Annotated in this window: 18 protein-coding genes; 10 read left to right on the top strand and 8 right to left on the bottom strand. The window is 68.0% G+C overall.

What is annotated here, in order from left to right; translation table 11 throughout:
• Positions 1-50: 50 nt before the first annotated feature.
• Both AC0IYU_RS10865 and AC0IYU_RS10860 read left to right on the top strand, forming a co-directional pair.
• Positions 51-665 (top strand): TetR/AcrR family transcriptional regulator, encoded by a 615-nt coding sequence (locus AC0IYU_RS10865; RefSeq protein WP_472116345.1) that lies wholly within the window; start codon positions 51-53, stop codon positions 663-665.
• Positions 666-737: 72 nt separating this feature from the next.
• The gene (locus tag AC0IYU_RS10860) at positions 738-1622 is read left to right on the top strand and encodes a LysR substrate-binding domain-containing protein (protein ID WP_472116342.1); all 885 of its coding nucleotides are present in this window, start codon (positions 738-740) and stop codon (positions 1620-1622) included.
• A 66-nt stretch (positions 1623-1688) separates the two neighbouring features.
• Here the strand turns inward: AC0IYU_RS10860 and AC0IYU_RS10855 are convergent, their stop codons facing one another.
• From AC0IYU_RS10855 to AC0IYU_RS10845, 3 genes are read right to left on the bottom strand one after another with little or no spacing between them, the layout of a single operon-like run.
• Entirely contained in the window at positions 1689-2672 is a 984-nt protein-coding gene (locus AC0IYU_RS10855) for a TAXI family TRAP transporter solute-binding subunit (RefSeq protein WP_472116340.1), read from the bottom strand.
• 20 nt (positions 2673-2692) lie between these two features.
• Positions 2693-2857 carry a hypothetical protein gene (locus AC0IYU_RS10850; RefSeq protein WP_472116337.1) on the bottom strand — a complete coding sequence of 55 codons (165 nt, stop codon included), beginning with the start codon at positions 2855-2857 and terminating at the stop codon, positions 2693-2695.
• Positions 2854-3654, bottom strand: coding sequence for a hypothetical protein (locus tag AC0IYU_RS10845; RefSeq protein ID WP_472116335.1), 801 nt, complete (start codon positions 3652-3654; stop codon positions 2854-2856). The genes AC0IYU_RS10850 and AC0IYU_RS10845 overlap by 4 nt, the downstream gene beginning before the upstream one ends.
• A 422-nt stretch (positions 3655-4076) precedes the next feature.
• On the opposite strand from AC0IYU_RS10845, the gene AC0IYU_RS10840 reads away from it, so the two are divergent.
• The 3 genes from AC0IYU_RS10840 (at position 4077) to AC0IYU_RS10830 (ending at position 7398) form a co-directional block, all read left to right on the top strand.
• Positions 4077-5234 carry an alpha-hydroxy acid oxidase gene (locus AC0IYU_RS10840; RefSeq protein ID WP_435435170.1) on the top strand — a complete coding sequence of 386 codons (1158 nt, stop codon included), beginning with the start codon at positions 4077-4079 and terminating at the stop codon, positions 5232-5234.
• 137 nt (positions 5235-5371) lie between these two features.
• Complete coding sequence (locus AC0IYU_RS10835; RefSeq protein WP_472116331.1) at positions 5372-6712, top strand: MFS family transporter; 1341 nt, start codon at positions 5372-5374, stop codon at positions 6710-6712.
• A gap of 77 nt (positions 6713-6789) precedes the next feature.
• The gene (locus AC0IYU_RS10830) at positions 6790-7398 is read left to right on the top strand and encodes a hypothetical protein (protein WP_472116329.1); all 609 of its coding nucleotides are present in this window, start codon (positions 6790-6792) and stop codon (positions 7396-7398) included.
• A gap of 18 nt (positions 7399-7416) precedes the next feature.
• Here AC0IYU_RS10830 and AC0IYU_RS10825 read toward each other — a convergent pair whose 3' ends face one another.
• The 4 genes from AC0IYU_RS10825 to AC0IYU_RS10810 form a co-directional block, all read right to left on the bottom strand.
• Positions 7417-7857, bottom strand: coding sequence for a helix-turn-helix domain-containing protein (locus AC0IYU_RS10825; RefSeq protein ID WP_435482971.1), 441 nt, complete (start codon positions 7855-7857; stop codon positions 7417-7419).
• Between the two features lie 133 nt (positions 7858-7990).
• A complete protein-coding gene (locus AC0IYU_RS10820) occupies positions 7991-8968 on the bottom strand; it encodes a tripartite tricarboxylate transporter substrate-binding protein (protein ID WP_472116325.1) in 978 nt (325 codons plus the stop codon).
• Between the two features lie 27 nt (positions 8969-8995).
• Positions 8996-10303, bottom strand: coding sequence for an alpha/beta hydrolase family protein (locus AC0IYU_RS10815; RefSeq protein WP_472116852.1), 1308 nt, complete (start codon positions 10301-10303; stop codon positions 8996-8998).
• 62 nt (positions 10304-10365) lie between these two features.
• Entirely contained in the window at positions 10366-13095 is a 2730-nt protein-coding gene (locus tag AC0IYU_RS10810) for a tannase/feruloyl esterase family alpha/beta hydrolase (protein ID WP_472116323.1), read from the bottom strand.
• 130 nt (positions 13096-13225) lie between these two features.
• Here AC0IYU_RS10810 and AC0IYU_RS10805 point away from each other — a divergent pair, with 130 nt between their 5' ends.
• Positions 13226-14146 carry a LysR family transcriptional regulator gene (locus AC0IYU_RS10805; protein ID WP_472116320.1) on the top strand — a complete coding sequence of 307 codons (921 nt, stop codon included), beginning with the start codon at positions 13226-13228 and terminating at the stop codon, positions 14144-14146.
• Entirely contained in the window at positions 14143-15129 is a 987-nt protein-coding gene (locus tag AC0IYU_RS10800; protein ID WP_472116317.1) for a Bug family tripartite tricarboxylate transporter substrate binding protein, read from the top strand. The genes AC0IYU_RS10805 and AC0IYU_RS10800 overlap by 4 nt, the downstream gene beginning before the upstream one ends.
• Here AC0IYU_RS10800 and AC0IYU_RS10795 read toward each other — a convergent pair whose 3' ends face one another.
• A complete protein-coding gene (locus tag AC0IYU_RS10795; RefSeq protein ID WP_472116315.1) occupies positions 15130-15693 on the bottom strand; it encodes a putative glycolipid-binding domain-containing protein in 564 nt (187 codons plus the stop codon).
• A 120-nt stretch (positions 15694-15813) separates the two neighbouring features.
• Between AC0IYU_RS10795 and AC0IYU_RS10790 the strand changes: the two genes are divergently transcribed.
• The 3 genes from AC0IYU_RS10790 to AC0IYU_RS10780 are packed head-to-tail and all read left to right on the top strand — an operon-like array spanning position 15814 to position 18447.
• On the top strand, positions 15814-16452 hold the full coding sequence (locus AC0IYU_RS10790; protein ID WP_472116312.1) for a YiiX family permuted papain-like enzyme: 639 nt from the start codon (positions 15814-15816) through the stop codon (positions 16450-16452).
• Positions 16453-16504: 52 nt separating this feature from the next.
• Positions 16505-17755 carry a DNA polymerase Y family protein gene (locus AC0IYU_RS10785; protein ID WP_472116309.1) on the top strand — a complete coding sequence of 417 codons (1251 nt, stop codon included), beginning with the start codon at positions 16505-16507 and terminating at the stop codon, positions 17753-17755.
• Positions 17756-17766: 11 nt separating this feature from the next.
• Entirely contained in the window at positions 17767-18447 is a 681-nt protein-coding gene (locus tag AC0IYU_RS10780; RefSeq protein WP_472116306.1) for a TIGR02117 family protein, read from the top strand.

Below are 18447 nucleotides of genomic sequence, written 5' to 3'. Positions count from 1 at the left end.
CGCAATGTGCCACACGTAGACAGACCTGTCTACATGCCTACAATTGCGGCATGGACATCTCCACCATCGCCTCGCTCCCCGCGCGCGAGCGCATCCTGCTCACCGCGCACGACCTCTTCTATGCCGACGGCATCCGCGCCACCGGCATCGACCGCGTGATTGCCGCAGCGGGCGTCACCAAGGTCACCTTCTACCGGCACTTCTCCTCGAAGGACGACCTGGTGCGCGAGTTCCTCGATCACCGGCACACGCGGTGGATGGCCTGGTTCGTCGATGCGCTGGGCCGGCGCAGCGCGCACGAGCGCGCGGACGATGCCGATGCGTTGCTGCTGCTGGCCGACGTGATGGCCGAATGGTTCGCCGACCCGGCTTTTCGCGGCTGCGCCTTCATCAACGCAGCAGCCGAAGTGGGCGGCAGCGTGGAAGGCGCCTTGCAGCGCGCGCGCGAACACAAGCGCGAGATGGTCGAAGTCATCGCGGGCCTGCTGCCCGCACGGCTGCCGGCGCGCATGGCGCTGGCACAGGCGGCAGGGCTCGGTGTCGACGGCGCCATCGTCAAGGCCCAGATGGGGGACGCGGCCGTGGCGCGCGAGGCCGTGGACGACCTGCGGCGGCTGCTCGAAGCGCTGGCAGCCGTTGCTGCTGCTTCACGACCATCGCCGTGAGCGGCCCCGCACGGCACGGGCAACCGACGGCGTTTCGCTAACATCCCCTCTCACTCCCCCAACCCGCAACCGATGGCTTTCACGCGTCTCCCCTCGACCCAGGGCCTGCAGGCCTTCGAGGCCGTCGCACGGCTGCGCAGCGTGAACCTGGCCGCCGAGGAACTCAGCGTGACCCCCAGCGCGGTGAGCCACCGCATCCGCCAGCTCGAGCTGCTGCTGGGCCTGAAGTTCTTCGCGGGCAGCGACTTCGGCCTGAGCGCCGACGGCATGACCTACCTGGCGCGCGTGCGCGAGGCCATTGCGGCGCTGCAGCAGGTGCCCGGGCGCGAACCCGCCTCGCAGGTGCGGCGGCTGCGCGTGGCCGTCACGCCCACCTTCTCGCGCCAGATGCTGCTGCCGCGGCTCGCGCGGTTTCGCGATGCGTACCCGAACATCGAACTGATGCTGCAGGTGACCGCGCCGGTGCGCAACACCACAGTGGAAGAGGCCGACATCGAGCTGCGCTTCGGCACCGGGCCGTTCCACGACCGGGAGTCTTTCCAGTTGCTGGCGGACGAGGTGTCCCCGGTGTGCAGCCCCGCCTACCTGAAGCGCCACGGACCCTTCGACGGCTTCGCGACCGACGCCGAGGTGTCGCGCGCGCAGTTGCTGCGCACGCCGCTGGAGTCGTGGCGCACCTGGTTCAAGGCCTGCGGCGTGGGCCTGCCCGAGCCGGCCACGGGCCACCAGTTCAACGACCTGGGGCTGGCGCTGGACGCGGCGGCCGAAGACTTCGGCGTGGTGCTGATGCACCTGCGCCTGGGCAGCGCCTGGCTGGACAGCGGGCGGCTGGTGCGGCTGTCGGCGCGCAGCGTGCCGTCGCCGAACGCCTACTTCCTGTGCTGGCGCCCGGGCGCGATGGAGCGCTGGGAGTGCGCGACCTTCGTGGACTGGCTGCGGCAAGCGCTGCGGGACTGACCCCGCCTCGCTGGGCTTGCGCTCGGCCCACTTCCGTGGTGCCAATCGCAACGACAGACATTCGGACTACTTCGGGGAGGCGATTTTCTTGCCGCCCTGTGCCGAGATGCGAGGCGTCGCCGACTGCGTCGAGCTTGCAACTTCGGGCGGCAACTCATACCAGGCCCACTTGCCTCTGTTATTGACGTCGACTGCCTGCCACTTTGCATGCGTGCCCGTTGTTTCCTTCAGGCCCTCGATCGCCTGAAGGGCACAGACACGAAACTTGGCAAGGCTCTCGACCATCCTGGGCGTCTTGTACTCCCGCGTGACGAAAAGGGCATCGGTCGCGACAGTGGGAACGCCCGCCGCACCCATCTTCGGATAACTCAGACGCGCAGCGCGGTACACGCCTTTCAATTTGGCGGCCACGCTTTCCGGAATGGAAAGCAGCTTGAAGTCGTTCCCCAAGTTGGCCACTTCACCGTATGGAGCTCCACCGACCATGAGCGCCGCTTGGACACGTCCGTTCGAGAGAGCCGCCAGCAGGTCGGCATTGGAACTGAATTGTTCGACTTGAAACGGAATCTCGGTCTGCAGACGAATCACCTGCGCGGTGGTGAATGCCCCGCCAGCCGCCCCCACTTTGTGACCGCCGAGACCCGCGATGTCGCTGAAGACCACGGCTTTTCCGCCCACGCCCAGCATGCCGCCGGCCTTCAGACCGGAGTCGGCGCGCGCCAGAACATGAACTTCCTCGGGGTGGAGCGTCAGCAGTGTCTTGACATTGCCAAGCTCCTCCGTGCGAGCCCGAAAGTAAAGCACGTCTGTTTGCGTGAACGCGCCGTTCACCTGATTTCCTGTCAGCAACGTGATGTTGTCGTTCGACCCTGAACTGTTGACCTCGACCAACGGCACATCGGACGCACAGGCGTTATTCAATTCCTTGAACATGGTCGAGTAGGTACCTTTGGGGCCGCCCGTGGCGACCTTCAGGCTCTGGGCTTGCGTCATGGTGCTGGCCATGATGGCGACTGCCGCAAGGGCGAGGATTCGGGAGCGCAACTGCATTTCCTTGGTGTCCGGAGTGTTTAGTCGATCTTGAGGTTCTTCATCACCTTGTCGTCGCCCGAAGAGGCCGGCGGAGGTGAAGCGGTGTTGCCGGGATCTGTGAAAGCACTTCCTGCTTCGGTCAGATAAACCAGCACAGCAAGCACTGTTGCCAGCAGCAGCGACGCGATGATGCGAAAGGTCATTGCAATGCACTCTTGCCTGCGCCAGCCGTGCGCGGCGCAAGTGCCACCATCAATTCCTGGGTGTTGACCGTGGGGGCATCCAGCATCACAGGCGTCTTGAAATCGATCTGTTGCAGATCGATATCGTCCATTGGTATCTCTTCAACCATGATGGCCGTCCTTAGAGAAGCCATGCTCAGGTTCACTGTTTCGTCGACAGCGTTGAACGCGATGTCCTCGAGGATCTTGTCGAGCACTGTCCCTTGCGTTTCGCCAGCCGCCTTGGTGACTTCCTGAGCGAGAAGCGCGACGCGATACCGCGACTGTGCAAGCTCGACCTTCTGGCGTCGGGCCTTGACGTCTTCTGCTGCGCGTTTGTATTTCAGACGCCTGAAGGCGAGCAGTCGCTCCATCTGACGAAGTGTGGGCACGCCGGTGGCAGCAGCTTCGGGCTGCTCCTGTGCTTCCGCCATGAGCTGGGCGCGGAAGGTCTCGACCGCAGCATCGAACTGGCTGATCTTCTCGGCCTCCGACTTCAGGTCTCGCTCCTTTTCGGCCTGCTGGTTCTGCAATGTTTCGATGGGGTTTTTGCCGGCTTCGTGCTTGAGCGCCCTGAACTTCCAATTTGCAAACTTCATGCTCAACACAGGCGCCAGATTCACGATCGCCAGGCCCACCATCAGCGCTAAAGCCAAGCCCACCAGCCCCTTGACAGCAAGAAATATCACGGGAGATATCACTGCGGCCGCCGCGAGGACCATTCCCCATTTCATGCTGGCGGCGATTCGCCGTTTGCCGGTATCGGGGTCCGTGGTCATTGGGCCATCGCCTGCGACACTGGATGTCGGCCATCGGAAGCCGACGCTTGTACGCCGAGCCGAATGCGGCAAGCGCTCGGGCGATCGCCCAGGCGCGGCCAGCGAAATTTGCAGCAAGCACACGCCGTTTCCATGAAACGCATTGTTGATCTCTCCCTGATTTTTGTGCGTCGAAATTCTAGGCATGGCCTCTGTCAGGATCACCGACGAATACAAGTCGGATGCGGGCAAAGTGCGCGGGACTGCCAGTTCTTTCGCGTACGGCGTGCGGCTTTGCTTCTGAAGTTGACCTTGCCGGACATCACATCGCCGTTGAATTCTTTTCAGTTCGCCTCTCCGAAACTTTCAGATCTCCCCAATGGGGTCTGTCGATAATGCTCAGTTCGCTTACATAAACTAACCAACCACGCAGGAGACAGCCCGTGTCCGACCTTTCCAAGATCACCAGCATCGAAGACCTGCGGGTGATCGCCAAGCGCCGCGTGCCCAAGATGTTCTACGACTACGCCGACTCCGGCGCATGGACCGAAGGCACCTACCGCGCCAACGAGAGCGACTTTCAGAAGATCAAGCTGCGCCAGCGCGTGGCCGTGAACATGGAAGGCCGCTCGCTGCGCACCACCATGGTCGGCCAGGAAGCCGCCATGCCCGTGGCCATTGCGCCCACCGGCCTCACCGGCATGCAGCATGCCGACGGCGAGATCCTCGGCGCGCGCGCGGCCAAGGCCTTCGGCATTCCGTTCACGCTGTCGACCATGAGCATCTGCTCCCTCGAAGACATTGCCGAGCACACCGGGCGCCACCCGTTCTGGTTCCAGCTGTACGTCATGAAGGACCGCGACTTCATCGAGCGCCTGATCGAGCGCGCCCGCGCCGCCAACGTGACGGCGCTGCAGCTCACGCTGGACCTGCAGATCCTGGGCCAGCGCCACAAGGACATCAAGAACGGCCTCACCGCGCCGCCCAAGCCGACGATCAAGAACCTCATCAACCTCGCGACCAAGCCGCGCTGGTGCATGGGCATGCTGGGCACCAAGCGCCGCACCTTCGGCAACATCGCGGGCCACGCCAAGGGCGTGAAAGACCTGTCGTCGCTGTCGTCGTGGACCGCCGAGCAGTTCGACCCCGCGCTGAGCTGGGCCGACGTCGAGTGGATCAAGAAGCTCTGGGGCGGCAAGCTCATACTGAAGGGCGTGATGGACGTGGAAGACGCGCGGCTTGCGGCCTCCAGCGGCGCCGATGCGCTCATCGTGTCGAACCACGGCGGCCGGCAGCTCGACGGCGCGCCCTCCTCCATCGCGGCGCTGCCCGCCATCGTCGACGCGGTGGGCACCGAGATCGAGGTGTGGATGGACGGCGGCATCCGCAGCGGGCAGGACGTGCTCAAGGCACGCGCCCTGGGCGCGCGCGGCACCCTGATCGGCCGCAGCTTTTTGTACGGGCTGGGCGCGCACGGGCAGGAAGGCGTGACGCGCGCGCTGGAGATCATTCGCAAGGAGCTGGACATCACCATGGCCTTCTGCGGCCGCACGAACATCGACGAGGTCGATTCGAGCATCCTGCTGCCGGGCACGTTCTGACGGCAGCCGCTCTGGCAGGCCCGCGAAGGCCACTTCGGGGGTAGGCCGATGCGGCGGCGGCTGACACGCGGCACCCCGCTGCCGGCGCAGAATGTTTTGGCAACAACAACATTGCCTGCACGGCACAAGAAGGCACCATGAGCGCAGTCACGCCTGTTTCTGGAGGCCCGGCGGCCTCGTCGCCAGAAACCTCTCCCCCTCACTACTCGGCCGAAGAAAAACGCCACCGCGTCTTCGCGATCATGGCGGCCTCCTCCGGCAACCTGGTCGAGTGGTTCGACTTCTACGTGTACGCGTTCTCCGCGCTGTACTTCGCGCCGGCCTTCTTCCCCAAGTCGGACCCCACCGCGCAGCTGCTGAACACCGCCGGCGTGTTCGCCGCGGGCTTTCTCATGCGGCCCATCGGCGGCTGGCTCTTCGGCCGCATGGCCGATCGGCTCGGGCGCAAGACCTCGATGCTGATCTCCGTCACGATGATGTGCGGCGGCTCCCTCGTCATCGCGTTCCTGCCCACCTACGCGCAGATCGGCGCGTGGGCGCCCTTCCTGCTGCTGATGTGCCGCCTGTTCCAGGGCCTGTCGGTGGGCGGCGAATACGGCACCACCGCCACCTACATGAGCGAGGTGGCGCTCAAGGGCCAGCGCGGCTTCTTCTCGTCGTTCCAGTACGTCACGCTGATCGGCGGGCAGCTGCTCGCGGTGCTGGTCATCGTGGTGCTCGAACAGCTGCTGACCGAGGCTGAACTCAAGGCCTGGGGCTGGCGCATTCCGTTCGTCATCGGCGCCATTGCCGCCGTGGTGGCCCTGCTGCTGCGCCGCACGCTGCATGAAACGCAGAGCGCCGAAGCCAAGGCCAACAAGGAGGCCGGCAGCATGGCGGGCCTGCTCAAGCACCACACGCCCGCATTTCTCACCGTGCTGGGCTACACGGCCGGCGGCTCGCTGATCTTCTACACCTTCACCACCTACATGCAGAAGTACCTGGTGAACACGGTGCACCTGCCGATCAAGACCGCCAGCTACGTGATGACCGGCGCGCTCTTCTTCTACATGTGCATGCAGCCCTTGTTCGGCGCGCTGTCGGACCGCATCGGGCGGCGCAACAACATGCTGCTGTTCGGCGGCCTGGGCGCGCTGGCCACGGTGCCCATCCTGACGGCGCTGCAGTACACGACCAGCCCGGTGGTGGCGTTCGTGCTGATCATCGTGGCGCTGGCCATCGTGAGCTTCTATACGTCGATCAGCGGCATCGTGAAGGCCGAGATGTTCCCGCCCGAGGTGCGCGCGCTGGGCGTGGGGCTGGCCTACGCGGTGGCCAATGCGATCTTCGGCGGCTCGGCGGAGTACGTGGCGCTGGGGCTCAAGTCGCTGGGCCACGAATCGGCGTTCTTCTGGTACGTGAGCGGGATGATGGTGCTTGCGTTCGTCGTCAGCCTGCGTTTGCCGAAGCAGGCCAGCTACCTGCATCACGATCATTGAGCGGCTTAAGTCCCTTTGTTCGGGCAATTCAAGCGCCCGGCCCCGGGACATACTTCCAGCCTCCGAGGGGAAGAGGCATGAAGTCAAAGTTGGAAACCGTGGCGGTGTATGGCACCGCCGTGCTCATTTGCGGCGCGTTGATCGGCGTCTTTGCGGCCTATCCGCCGGTCACGCCCGGGGATTGGGCCGAATGGGCGCAGGCCTTCGGGTCGATTGCCGCCGTCGGGCTGGGCCTGTGGGTCGTGCAGCGGCAGCGCGGGCTGGAAGCGCAGCGGCATGCGGACATGGCATCGGCGGCACGGCTTTCGCTGCACCAGGGGGCCTTGCAACTGGTCGACGCGGTCTACAAGGTTGCCGAGAAGGTCAAGTCGCACCCTGACGAAACCGCGCTCGACCTGCTGCACCTGTCGCTCGAACTCGAGGGCGTGACGGCGGCGCTGGCGGCGGTGGACCACCTGCGCTTCGACATGCCGCGCGCCATCGATGCGTTGCTGGTGGCGCAGGCATCTTCAAGAAAACTGCTGGCGCACCTGCAGCGCGCCTATGACCTGTCGCTCGACGGGCGTGGGCACAAATGGGCGCCGGTGAAGGAGTTTGCCGAGCAGGCGAGCGATGCCGTCAAGCCGCCGATGGAGGCGCTGCGTGCGGAACTCGAGCAGGCGCGGCAGGCTTCAATGCCTGCCTGAACCTCTGATTCGGTGCCGTTATTCGGCGCCGAGCCGCTCGGCCACTTCGTGCTTTCCAAGCCCACGCACGGCAGCCAGGCTCTCCAGTTGCGCAGCCCGGGGGCGTGCCTTGCCCTGTTCCCAGTGGTAGATCGTCTGGCCCGACACGCCCACCAGCTTTCCATAAGACGCAGCGGAAATACCCAGCTTGGTGCGATGCGAGGCCAACCGGCCCGCGCTGAAGCGCCGCTTGGTCCCGCCCTCGTCCGCCTCGTCGCTTTCGCTGGCGCGCGCGCTGCGCGTCGCGCCCTTGGCAACGCTGCGCAGTTCCTTTTCCAACGCACTCACCTGGCGGCGCAACGCGGCAATGGCCGCGCGGTGCTGTACAGATGCCTTCTTGAGGGTCTCGATTTCCACGCGCACTTCCTTGCGGGCGACGCGTGAAATTTCGGATTTAAGGATCGATGCAATGTTTGGCATGCTGGCATTGTGCCCAGCAAATGTGAACACGCGAAAAGAATGCTGAATTTCCGAGCAATTCAAACTTGGAACTTTTGATCGCGCCGCAAGGATCCCGCACCGCGCGCAACGGGGTGCCGATAGCGGGTAGCGATCAATCCGCGTACACGCCGGCCGCCTTGATGACCGGCGTCCATTTCGCGATTTCATCGATCACGAACTTCTTGTGGCCTGCCGGTTCGATGCGCCCGTCGGTGGCCACCACCGCGCCCAGCAGTTCTTCGCGGCGAATGAAGTCCGGGTCCTTCAGCGCCACCTTCAGTGCGTCGTTCAGCTTCTTCAGCACCGGCGCCGGCGTGCCCTTGGGCGCATACAGGCCGTGCCAGATCGTGACCTGGAAGTTCTTCAGGCCCGCTTCGTCCAGCGTGGGCAGGTCTTTCAGCAGCGGCAGCGTGAGGCGGTGCGGGGTGGTCACCGCATAGGCCTTGACCTTGCCGCCCTGGATCTGCGGCGTGGTGTTGGTGGTCTGGTCGCACAGCAGGTCGATCTGCCCGCCTATCAGGTCGGTGATGGCGGGTGCGGTGCCCTTGTAGGGCACGGGCGTCATCTCCGTCCTGGTGGCGCTCTGGTACAGCAGGCCGCACAGGTGCGAGGCCGAGCCCACGCCCGCGTTGCCGATGTTGATCTTGCCCTTGTTCGCGGCAATCCAGCTCGCCAGTTCCTTGTAGTTGGTGGCCGGGATGCTGGGCTTGGCGATGAGCGTCATGGGCACGTCGTTGACGATGCCCAGGTACTCGAAATCGGTCTCGACCTTGAACGGCACGTTGCGCACCAGGCTCGGCACGGTCGCCATGGCGATGTGGTTCAGCAGCAGCGTATAGCCGTCGGGCGTGGCACGCGCCACCTTGGCCGCGCCGATGGAGCTGCCCGCACCGGGCACGTTGTCGATGATGACGGTGCCGCCACCCAGCGGCTTGCGCAACGCCTCGGCCAGGTCGCGCGCGACGCGGTCGGTCGGGCCACCGGCCGCGAAGGGCACGATGATGGTGATCGACTTGCTGCCGGGAAAGTCCTGTGCGTGGGCAGCGACGGCGGCAGCGGCGAGCGCCGCGAGAGCGAACAGTTTTTTCATGAAGTCTCCGTAACGTGGAAAAGAAAATCAGGGCGCGCGCGCGGGCACGCGGCTTTCGAGCGTGGGCGGTTGCCACGCGGGCTGGATGTGGCAGCCGTTCTTGCCGTCGGTGTCGTAGCGTGCCGCGAGCGCCTTGCAGCGTTGCGCCAGGCCTTCGGGCGTGGGCTTCTCGCCCTTGTCGATCCAGTCGAGCAGCGCGGCGAAGAGCGCGGGGTACTCCGAGTCGCTCAGGTAGCTGTGCTCGCGCTCGCTGCTGAAGCTCTGCACCAGCAGGCTGCCGGTGCCGGCCGCGTCGCGGATGCGGCGGTACGCGTTCTCCAGTTCGACGAAGGCGGTCGGGTCGTCGATGGCATGCAGGCCCACGGTGGGCAGCGCGGTGCGGCCGGTCGGCTGGCTGTCCGCCGCCAGGGCACCCATGGCCTGCGGGTCGGCCGCGTAGCGCGCCACGCCGGCATTCAGCGCCGCATCGTCGGCCGAGCCGGTGTACACCACGCCGATGTTGCCGAAGGGGTTGCGCCCGTCCAGGCGCTTCTGCACCAGGTCCTGGAACAGCCAGGTCGCCCACGTGAGGTGGCCGAGCAGCGAGCGCTCCTGGATCTTCACGACCGACAGGATGGTCTTCAGGTGCGCCGCCTGCTCGGGCGTGCGCTGCGCGGCAGGCAGGCCGACGCCGGTGCATTCCTTCACGCGCTCGGCGAGGTCGGCGCGCGTGAGCTTCGAATCCGCCGGCAGGCCCATCCACAACGGGTACTGCGGCTCGTCGGGACGCGGATGATTGCGGCAGACGTACTGGTAGACCACGCGCAGGTCGAGGCGGAAGTCGTAGTTGCTGTTGCCGCCGCCGATCACGCCGCTCGTGAGCAGCAAGCCGTCGTAGGGGCTCTTCGCATCGCCGGCGGGCGCATACAGTTCGGCCGCCTTCGCGGCCACGCCGCCGCCGTAGCTCTGGCCGTGCAGCAGCGTGCGGCGCGGCTGGCCGAAGTAGCGCACGAAGACCCGGCGCAGGCGCTCGGTGTCTTCGGCCGCCATGGTCACGCCGTAGCCGCCGCGCCGGTAGGTGGAGCCGGCCCAGGCGTAGCCGGCCTTCACGGTGACGGCCCAGCGCTTGAGGTCCTCCTCGCTGCGCGCCAGCTTGGGCGGCCCGGTCTCGGGGCCGCCGTGGGCGTGCATGACGAGCACGCCCTTGCCGTCGTTGGCCCAGTCCTTCGGAATGGCGATCCAGTACAGGGCGCCCGTGCCGTCGTCTCCGGTGTAGCAGCGCGCGGCGTCGGGCACCGGCGAGGGGCAGGCCGCGGCCTTGGGCGCGGACGGTGGTGCCGCATGCGCGGACAGCATCGGCGCCAGGCCGAGCAGGGCGAATGCCGCGATGAATGCCACGTGATGGCCGTTTGCCTTGTTCAATGCCGTACTCCGAGTTCCAGCGCCGCATTCGTGCCCGGGTTGGAAACGAATGCGAGAACGCCGCTGTTGAAAATGAAATTGCCCGGCCGGCCTGCATCGGCCTGCACGACGCCGGGCACGGGCGTGTCGTAGCTCAGCACCGCGGCCGCACCGGCGAGATTGAACCCGCTGCCGGCCACCGTGGCATCGTGGTTCTCGCCCTTGACACTGACCAGCGCATAGCTGCCGTCGGCCGCGCCGGTCACCAGGCTCTGCTGCAGGCCGAACACGCGCAGCCCCGCATTGGCGGCCGACTCGCGCACCAGGTGCAGCGGCACGGCCGCGCCGCTCACCAGCCCGATCACCATCGAGCCGGTGAGCGTGCCGCCGGTGGTGACGGCGCTGCCCGTGGGCGAGGTGGAGAACAGGTCGAAGGCGCCATGCGCGGCGTTGTAGTTGATGTAGCCCTTCTCGGTCTGCGTGCAGGCGGCGTCGTAGGTGACGAAGCCGCCGGTGACCGCGTCCCGGCAGTACTGGAAAGTGCCCGCATTGCGCAGCCGCACCGAAGACGCATGCGCCGCCGTGCCGCCCGTGCCCTGCTGCACGCCCACCGCATTGAAGACGGCCGCCACCGGGTTGAACACCGCGGGCGCCGCCGTGTTCTCGAAGGTGTTCTGGAACGCCACCAGCGGTGCGAAGCCGCCGCCGCTCGGCGCGTTCACGCCGCCCAGCAGCACGCCGCCCGGCGCGAAGCTGAAGACGGCGCCGCTCTCGCCGCTCGCATAGCTGCAGCTGCCCTGAGCGACCAGCGAGCCGGTGCGCTGCGTGCCCACGGCGCGCTGCAGGCTGGCATCGACGGTCACGGTGTAGGCCATGGTGGACGGGTGGATCAGCACGCGCAACTCTTCGCCGAAGCTGTTGCCGCCCTTGTAGCTGGTCACGGAGGCGGGCAGGTTCGGGCAGGCCAGCGGGTCGCCGACTTCGGTCACGCAGCTGTAGTTGACGGCCGCGTCCAGGCTGCCGCTGCCGCGGTACTTGGGCCATGCCGGAAACTGGCACAGCGGGCGCGTGCGGCCGTAGGTGCCGGCCACCGCATCCACCGCCACGCCGGTGGCGGGCGCGAGCCCCCCTTCCACCCAACCCTCGAGCGCGGCCAGCGAGTCCCAGTTGGGAATGAAGCTGCCGGTGCCGTGGCCCATGCCGGGCACGGTGTAGAAGCGCACGTTCTGGTCGACCGCCGCCTGGCCCACCGTGGCGATGAGCTGCTTGTAGTAGTCGATGGTCGAGTTCGGGCTGATCACCTCGTCGGCCAGGCCGTGCAGCATGATGAGCCGGCCGCCATGCGCGAAGAACGGCGCCAGGTCGGGGTTGGTCGCGTCGGTGAGGTTCGACACCTCGGTCACGCGCGCCGCGTAGGCACCCGGGTCCAGCGGGTCGAAGCCGAGCGTGTCGAAGCCGGCGATGCGCGTCACGAAGTACTTCACCCACTGGTCGCCGGTGAGGTACACGTTGGCGTCGGCCGAGGTGGCCGGATTGCCCGGCACCTTGCGCGTGCCGAGGTCGCGCGAGGTGTACGGGCCCGCCACCAGCGCGCCTTCGAGCAGGTTGTAGCCGCCCGCGCGCCTCACGCCGTTGGCCAGCGCATAGGTCGTGAAGTCCAGCGGCGACTCGATGGTGCGCACGGTGGCGATCTGCGCGTCCGACAGGCAGCTGTCGCCCGTGTCGGTGCCGCCGCTGCAGCGCAGCGAGGCCAGGACCTGCGCGTTCAGCAGGCGGCAGCTTTCCACGTTGCTCACGATGTTGTCGGCCGCGCCGTCGAGCCTGTCGCAGGCCTGCATGGCGGCCTTCTGCACCAGCAGCGTCTTGGCCACGTTCATCCAGCCCGCGCCGCCGTTGGCGTACAGCGCGCGCCCCACGGCCACGTTCGACAGCCGCGTGCCGGTGTAGTTGAGCGCGGGTTCGTTGGCGATCACGCCGTCGTAGTCCAGCGGCCAGCGCTGGATGTAGCTCAGCGCGTCGCGCCCGCCGGTCGAGGTGCCGAGGAAGTAGGCATGCTTCGGCGCCACGCCGTAGCGCGCGAGCACCAGCGCCTGCGCCACGTCGCGCGTCTTCTTGAGCGACTGGCCGCCGTAGTTGGCCAGTTGCTCGTCGTTGGCGGCGAAGCGCCCGTCGGTGATGCTGCCCGACTGGTGGCCCGAATCGTCGCCGTAGGTGGCGTAGCCCAGCGCCAGCGGCGCGGGCTTGCCGGCGGGGCCGAAGCGGATGACCTCGGTGCCGTCGATGAGCACGCCGTCGAAGCCGCCGCCCCCGAAATGGATGGTCTTGCGGTTCCACTGCTCGGGCAGGTTGACCGCGAAGTTGATGACCGACGCGCTCGCGTCCACGGGCTGGATGGTGCCGCGCACGCGGCAGTGGTCGCCGAGCGTGTTGCCCGCGTCGCCGGCGGCCACGGGCGTGGCGCTGGTGACGGTGGCGCCTTGCGTGGGCAGGCCGATGAGCGCCGCGGGCAGGCTCCTGCCCGCCAGGTCGGCGCAAGCGACGACCGGCTGCACGGGCGGGGCCGGCAGGTTGTCCGGCGGATCGTTGGCCGGCGGGGCGCTGCCGGCGGCAGGCGCCGTCGGCAGGAAGAAGCCGGCGCCGCCTGCTCCTCCCCCGTCGCTTCCGCCGCCACAGGCAGCCAGGACCAGCGAGAGGCCGGTCGCGCAAAGGACAACACGAAACTTTGGTGCGGGGCGCGGTGTGCGCATGGGTTTGTCTCCGTCGTGCGGCCTCGGTGGGCCGCTTTTTGAATGGGCGGCCGGACGATAGATTCACGGGTGACTTAGGGTCAAATAAAATAAAGTGGCACTCGCTATATAAAAAACATATGAGAGACACATGGACATCCGGGCGCTGAGGTACTTCGCCGCCGTGGCCGAGACCGGCCACATGACGCGCGCGGCCGAGCAGTTGGGCATCCAGCAGCCGCCGCTGAGCCTGCAGATCAAGTCGCTCGAGCGCGAGCTGGGCGTGCTGCTGTTTCGCCGCCATCCGCGCGGGGTGGCGCTCACCGACGCGGGCCGGCTGTTCCAGGCCGAGGCGTTGCGCATGCTGCAGGACATGGAGGCCATGAAGCAGCGCATGGCGCACGTGGCCACCGGCCAGGCCGGCACACTGGCGGTCGGCTTCACCAGCTCGGCCGCGGCGCACCGCTTCATGCCCGAGGCGCTGCGCGCGTTCCGCCGCGCCTACCCCAAGGTGGCGCTGCAGCTGCGCGAAGACAACGCGGCCGAACTCACCGAGGCGCTGGCGGCAGGCCGCCTGCACTGCGGCCTGCTGCGCGTGCCGGTGGCGCGGCCCGAGGGGCTGGTGTTCGAGACGCTGCTGCGCGAACCGGTGTGGGTGGCCATGCCCAGCGACCACCGCCTGGCCGTGGGCCGGGGCAAGGGCTCGCGCGCGCTGCCGCTGGACAGGCTGTGCGAGGAAGGCATCATCCTCGTGCGGCGCCCGGGCGCGCCCGGCCTCTATGCGGACCTGCTCGCGCTGTGCCACGCCAAGGGCCTGCGCCCGCGCGTGGTGGCCGAAGTCGATCGCATGATGACCAACCTGAACCTCGTGGCCGCCGGTGTCGGCCTGTCGGTGGTGCCGGCCTCGATGACCGGCGTGCACGCGCACGCCATCGCCTATGCGCGGCTGGCCGACGGCGGGCAGCTCGACGCGCCGCTCACGCTGGTGTCGCGCGCCGAGGAAGACAACCTGCCCGCGCGGCACTTCGCCGCCTTGCTGCGCCGGCTGGCCTCCGAGAGCCCGGAGCCATGAGCCCGCTTCGGCGCCGCGCGTTCATTCGACAGGCAGGCACCGCGCTGGCCGCCGTGTGCGCCACGCCGCGCCTGCTGCACGCCGCGGGCCCGAACCGCCCGTTGCGCCTGATCGTGGTCTACCCGCCCGGCGGCGTGAGCGACGGCATGGCGCGCGTGCTGGCGGAGCCGCTCGCACAGGCGCTCGGCGTGCCGGTGCTCGTCGAGAACCGCCCGGGCGCGGGCGGCAGCCTGGGCATGGACGCGCTCTCGCGCGCCGCGCCCGACGGCAGCACGCTGGCCTTTTCCGCCATCAGCCCGCTCACGCTGCACCCGCTGCTCGCGCGCGTGCCCTACGACCCGCTGCGCGGCTTCGTGCCCGTGGCCAGCGTGATGCGCACGCCGGTGCTGGTGGTCGGCACGCCGGCCTTCACGGGGCGCGGTTTCGGCGAACTGATCGCGCAGGCGCGCCAGCAGCCGGGCGCCGTGCGCTGGGCCACGTCGGGCGTGGCCACCATCGGCCACATGGTGCTGGCGCAGGTGCGCATGCAAAGCCGCACCGACATCACGCACATTCCCTACCAGGGCGGCGGGCCGCAGCTCAACGACGCGCTCAGCGGGCAGTTCGAGGTGCTGTCGACCAACGTCGCGGCGCAGCAGCTGCAGTACATCGAGGGCGGGCGCTTCCAGGCGCTGGCGGTCGGTGCGCCCGCGCGCATCGAGGCGCTGCCCGCGGTGCCCACGCTGGCGGAACTGGGTTTCGAGAAGGCCAACCGCGACTCGCTGTTCGGCATCTTCGCGCCGGCGCGCACGCCGGCGGCGGTGGTGCAGCGGCTCAATGCGCAGGTCAACCGGGTGCTCGGCAGCGAAGCGGTGCGCGAGCGGTTGCGCGGTGCGTACAACCTGCCGGCGGGTGGAAGCATCGACGACTTTGCGCAAGAAATCGCCGTCGACCGCCGGCGCAACCGTGCGCTGGTGGCGGGGGATCGGTCGCAGTTCGACTGATCAGTTGTCGGCGGCCCAGAGCCGCGGATAGTCGCGCACGAAGCCGTCTTCAGTGACACCCAGCGTGGCCGCATAGTCGAAGCGCTTGGCTTCGTAGGCGTATTCGCCGTCGCCCGTGCGCCGGTAGCGCTGCGCCAGCTCGCTCAGCACGCCGCCGCCATCCAGGTCGACCCAGGCGGCCGGCGCATCGGCGCTCTCGCCCTGTGCCAGGTTGAGCCGGCGCAGCTGCAGCAGGTTGGTGGCGGGCGTGAAGCCCAGGTCGAGGTCCACGCAGTGCGACAGGTCGGGGACCGCCTCGTCGTTGAGCTTCCAGTGGCCGCGCGCGTCGCGGGCAATCGACAGGTCGACCGCCGCATCCCCCAGCCAGCCGCGCACCGTGCCCCATTGCGTATGCCAGTGCAGGTCGCAGCGCACGCGGTAGTGCAACTGGCCGATGCGCCCGCCTTCCAGGCGGAACACGGCCGCGCCGTCGAGCTGCCAGGCCGAGGCGTTGCGTTCGAGACGGCAGGCATCGTGACCCGGTGCGTCGAGCCTGCGCCAGAGGATGGAGGCGACGGTTTGCATGGCGCGGATGATGGCACCGCCATGCTGCAGTGCGCAAGCAATGACCCGCGGCGCCCGCAGGTGGCGGTCAGGTTGCGGTTGCCTGGCCAGGCGCGAGGTGTGCCGCACAATGCGCGCCACATGACCTTCAAGCTCCCCGCGGCGCTGGCGCTGCCTCTGTCCGCAGCGCTCGCGCTGCTCCTGTACGCCCTGCCCTTCGGCACCAGCCACGCCGCCGCGCTGAAAGACGGCGACATCGTCTTCCACACCTCGCGCTCGGCCCAGAGCGTGGCGGTGCAGCGCGCCACCGGCTCGCGCTACAGCCACATGGGCATCGTGCTGTTGCGCGGCGGCAAGCCCTACGTGTTCGAGGCGGTGCAGACCGTGCGCTACACGCCGCTGGCACAGTGGACGGCGCGCGGCAACGGCGGGCACTACGTGGCGAAGCGGCTGCGCAATGCCGACACGCTGCTGACACCCGGCGCCATCGCGCGCCTGCACGCGAAAACCTCGGACTTCGAAGGCCGCCCCTACGACCTGACCTTCGAATGGTCGGACGGGCGCATCTATTGTTCCGAGCTGGTGTGGAAGCTCTACCAGCGCGCGCTGGGGGTGCGCATCGGCGAGCTGCAGAAGATCCGCGAATTCAACCTGAACGACCCGGCGGTGCGCGCCAAGATGCGCGAGCGCTACGGCGACAGGGTGCCGATGGACGAGCCCGTCATCTCGCCGGTGGCGATGTTCGACTCGCCCCTGCTCACGACCGTGGAAGCACGCTGACCCAATCGCCCCGCGCGGGCGCGCGGCGCCGTGCCGGGAGACAATTGTTGCCGTGAGTTCCCCGAACCCGTCCTCCCCACCAGCGCCCCCCATCCGCCGCATCGCGCACCTCGACATGGACGCCTTCTACGGCTCCGTCGAGCTGCTGCGCTATCCGCAGCTCAAGGGGTTGCCGGTGGTGATTGGCGGCGGGCGGCGGCGCGTGGACGAGGCCATCCGCGACCTGCCCGAAGGCGGCACGCTGGCCGACATTCCAATCAATTCGTTTCCCCGGCTCAAGGACTACACCGGCCGCGGCGTGATCACCACCGCCACCTACCCGGCGCGCCAGTTCGGCGTGGGCTCGGCCATGGGGCTCATGAAGGCCGCCAAGCTGTGCCCGCAGGCCATCATTTTGCCGGTGGACTTCGACGAATACCGGCGCTACTCGCGCGCCTTCAAGCAGGTGATCCTGGAGATTGCGCCGCTCATGGAGGACCGCGGCGTGGACGAGGTGTACATCGACTTCACCCACGTGCCCGGCGGCCAGCGCGACGGCGGGCGCTCGCTGGCGCGGTTGATCCAGAAAGCCATCCTCGACGCCACCGGCCTCACCTGCTCCATCGGCGTGGCGCCCAACAAGCTCATCGCCAAGATGGCGAGCGAGTTCGAGAAGCCCAAGGGCATCTCGGTGGTGTACGAGCACGACCTGGAAAGCCGCATCTGGCCCCTGCCCTGCCGCAAGGTGAACGGCATCGGCCCCAAGGCCGACGAGAAGCTCAAGCGCTTCGGCATCGAGACGGTGGGCCAACTGGCCGCGCGCGACCGCGACTGGCTCATGGCCACCTTCGGCAAGGCCACCGGCGCCTGGATGCACGAGGTGTCCTGGGGCCGCGACGACCGGCCCGTGGTGACCGAGAGCGAGCCGGTGTCGATGAGCCGCGAGACCACCTTCGAGCGCGACCTGCATGCGGTGCGCGACCGCGCCGAGCTGGGCGCGATCTTCACGCACCTGTGCGAGAAGGTGGCCGAAGACCTGCAGCGCAAGGGCTATGTGGGCAAGACCATCGGCATCAAGCTGCGCTACGACGATTTCAAGATCGCCACGCGCGACCAGACCATCGAGCGCTTCACGGCCGACGCGAAGACCATCCGCCAGACCGGCGGCCAGTGCCTCAAGCGCGTGCCGCTGGAGCGGCCGCTGCGCTTGCTGGGCGTGCGCGTGGGGGCGCTGGCCAGGGCGGACAGCCCCGAGGCGCAGGCGCCGGCCGGCCCGGGTCGTGCGGCGACGCAGCCGGTGGCGACCACGGCGTCGCTGTTCTGAATGGGCCCGCGATGAAACGCTGGCTGCGCCGCATCGCCTTCGCCTTGCTGGGCTTCGCGGCGCTGGTCGGCCTCTATGTGGCCACGGCCTGCGCGCTGATGTTCTGGCCGGCCAACGCCAAGTCGCCAGGCAAGGCCGCGCCCGAGGTGCAGGCCTGGGTGCTCAGCAACGGCGTGCACACCGACTACGTGTTCCCCATCCGCTCGGCTGCCGTCGACTGGCTGCAGGTGTTTCCGCTGCAAGACTTTCGCGCGCCGCCGCCCGATGCCGAGTTCATCGCCATCGGCTGGGGCGACCGCGAGTTCTACCTGAACACGCCCACCTGGGCCGACCTGACGGCGTCGCGCGCCTTCGGGGCGCTGTCGGGCGGCAACCGCGCGCTGTTGCATGTGAGCTACCTGCGGCGCGGGCAACTGGGGCGCGGCGCCTACGCGCTGCCGCTGTCGCAGGCGCAGTACGCCCGGTTGGTCGGCTACGTTCGCGCCGCCCTGCCCCAGGGCCGGGCCACGCCCATCGCAGGCGCGCACTACGACGACCAGGACGCCTTCTACGAGGCCAATGGCGGCTACAACCTGTTCGAGACCTGCAACACCTGGACCGGACGCGGGTTGCGGCAGGCGGGCGTTGCCGTGAGCCGCTGGACACCGTTCGACTTCACGGTGACCTGGCACCTGCAAGCTGCGGCGCCTTGA

Source organism: Variovorax sp. AC103 (assembly GCF_979254005.1).
This window is presented reverse-complemented; position numbering and strand designations above follow the sequence as displayed.

Excerpts from the sequence above, each read along its gene's own strand:
- AC0IYU_RS10865 (WP_472116345.1), top strand. The coding sequence starts at position 51 with ATGGACATCTCCACCATCGCCTCGCTCCCCGCGCGCGAGCGCATCCTG.
- AC0IYU_RS10860 (WP_472116342.1), top strand. The coding sequence starts at position 738 with ATGGCTTTCACGCGTCTCCCCTCGACCCAGGGCCTGCAGGCCTTCGAG.
- AC0IYU_RS10855 (WP_472116340.1), bottom strand. The coding sequence starts at position 2,672 with ATGCAGTTGCGCTCCCGAATCCTCGCCCTTGCGGCAGTCGCCATCATG.
- AC0IYU_RS10850 (WP_472116337.1), bottom strand. The coding sequence starts at position 2,857 with ATGACCTTTCGCATCATCGCGTCGCTGCTGCTGGCAACAGTGCTTGCT.
- AC0IYU_RS10845 (WP_472116335.1), bottom strand. The coding sequence starts at position 3,654 with ATGACCACGGACCCCGATACCGGCAAACGGCGAATCGCCGCCAGCATG.
- AC0IYU_RS10835 (WP_472116331.1), top strand. The coding sequence starts at position 5,372 with ATGAGCGCAGTCACGCCTGTTTCTGGAGGCCCGGCGGCCTCGTCGCCA.
- AC0IYU_RS10830 (WP_472116329.1), top strand. The coding sequence starts at position 6,790 with ATGAAGTCAAAGTTGGAAACCGTGGCGGTGTATGGCACCGCCGTGCTC.
- AC0IYU_RS10825 (WP_435482971.1), bottom strand. The coding sequence starts at position 7,857 with ATGCCAAACATTGCATCGATCCTTAAATCCGAAATTTCACGCGTCGCC.
- AC0IYU_RS10820 (WP_472116325.1), bottom strand. The coding sequence starts at position 8,968 with ATGAAAAAACTGTTCGCTCTCGCGGCGCTCGCCGCTGCCGCCGTCGCT.
- AC0IYU_RS10815 (WP_472116852.1), bottom strand. The coding sequence starts at position 10,303 with ATGCTGTCCGCGCATGCGGCACCACCGTCCGCGCCCAAGGCCGCGGCC.
- AC0IYU_RS10810 (WP_472116323.1), bottom strand. The coding sequence starts at position 13,095 with ATGCGCACACCGCGCCCCGCACCAAAGTTTCGTGTTGTCCTTTGCGCG.
- AC0IYU_RS10805 (WP_472116320.1), top strand. The coding sequence starts at position 13,226 with ATGGACATCCGGGCGCTGAGGTACTTCGCCGCCGTGGCCGAGACCGGC.
- AC0IYU_RS10800 (WP_472116317.1), top strand. The coding sequence starts at position 14,143 with ATGAGCCCGCTTCGGCGCCGCGCGTTCATTCGACAGGCAGGCACCGCG.
- AC0IYU_RS10795 (WP_472116315.1), bottom strand. The coding sequence starts at position 15,693 with ATGCAAACCGTCGCCTCCATCCTCTGGCGCAGGCTCGACGCACCGGGT.
- AC0IYU_RS10790 (WP_472116312.1), top strand. The coding sequence starts at position 15,814 with ATGACCTTCAAGCTCCCCGCGGCGCTGGCGCTGCCTCTGTCCGCAGCG.
- AC0IYU_RS10780 (WP_472116306.1), top strand. The coding sequence starts at position 17,767 with ATGAAACGCTGGCTGCGCCGCATCGCCTTCGCCTTGCTGGGCTTCGCG.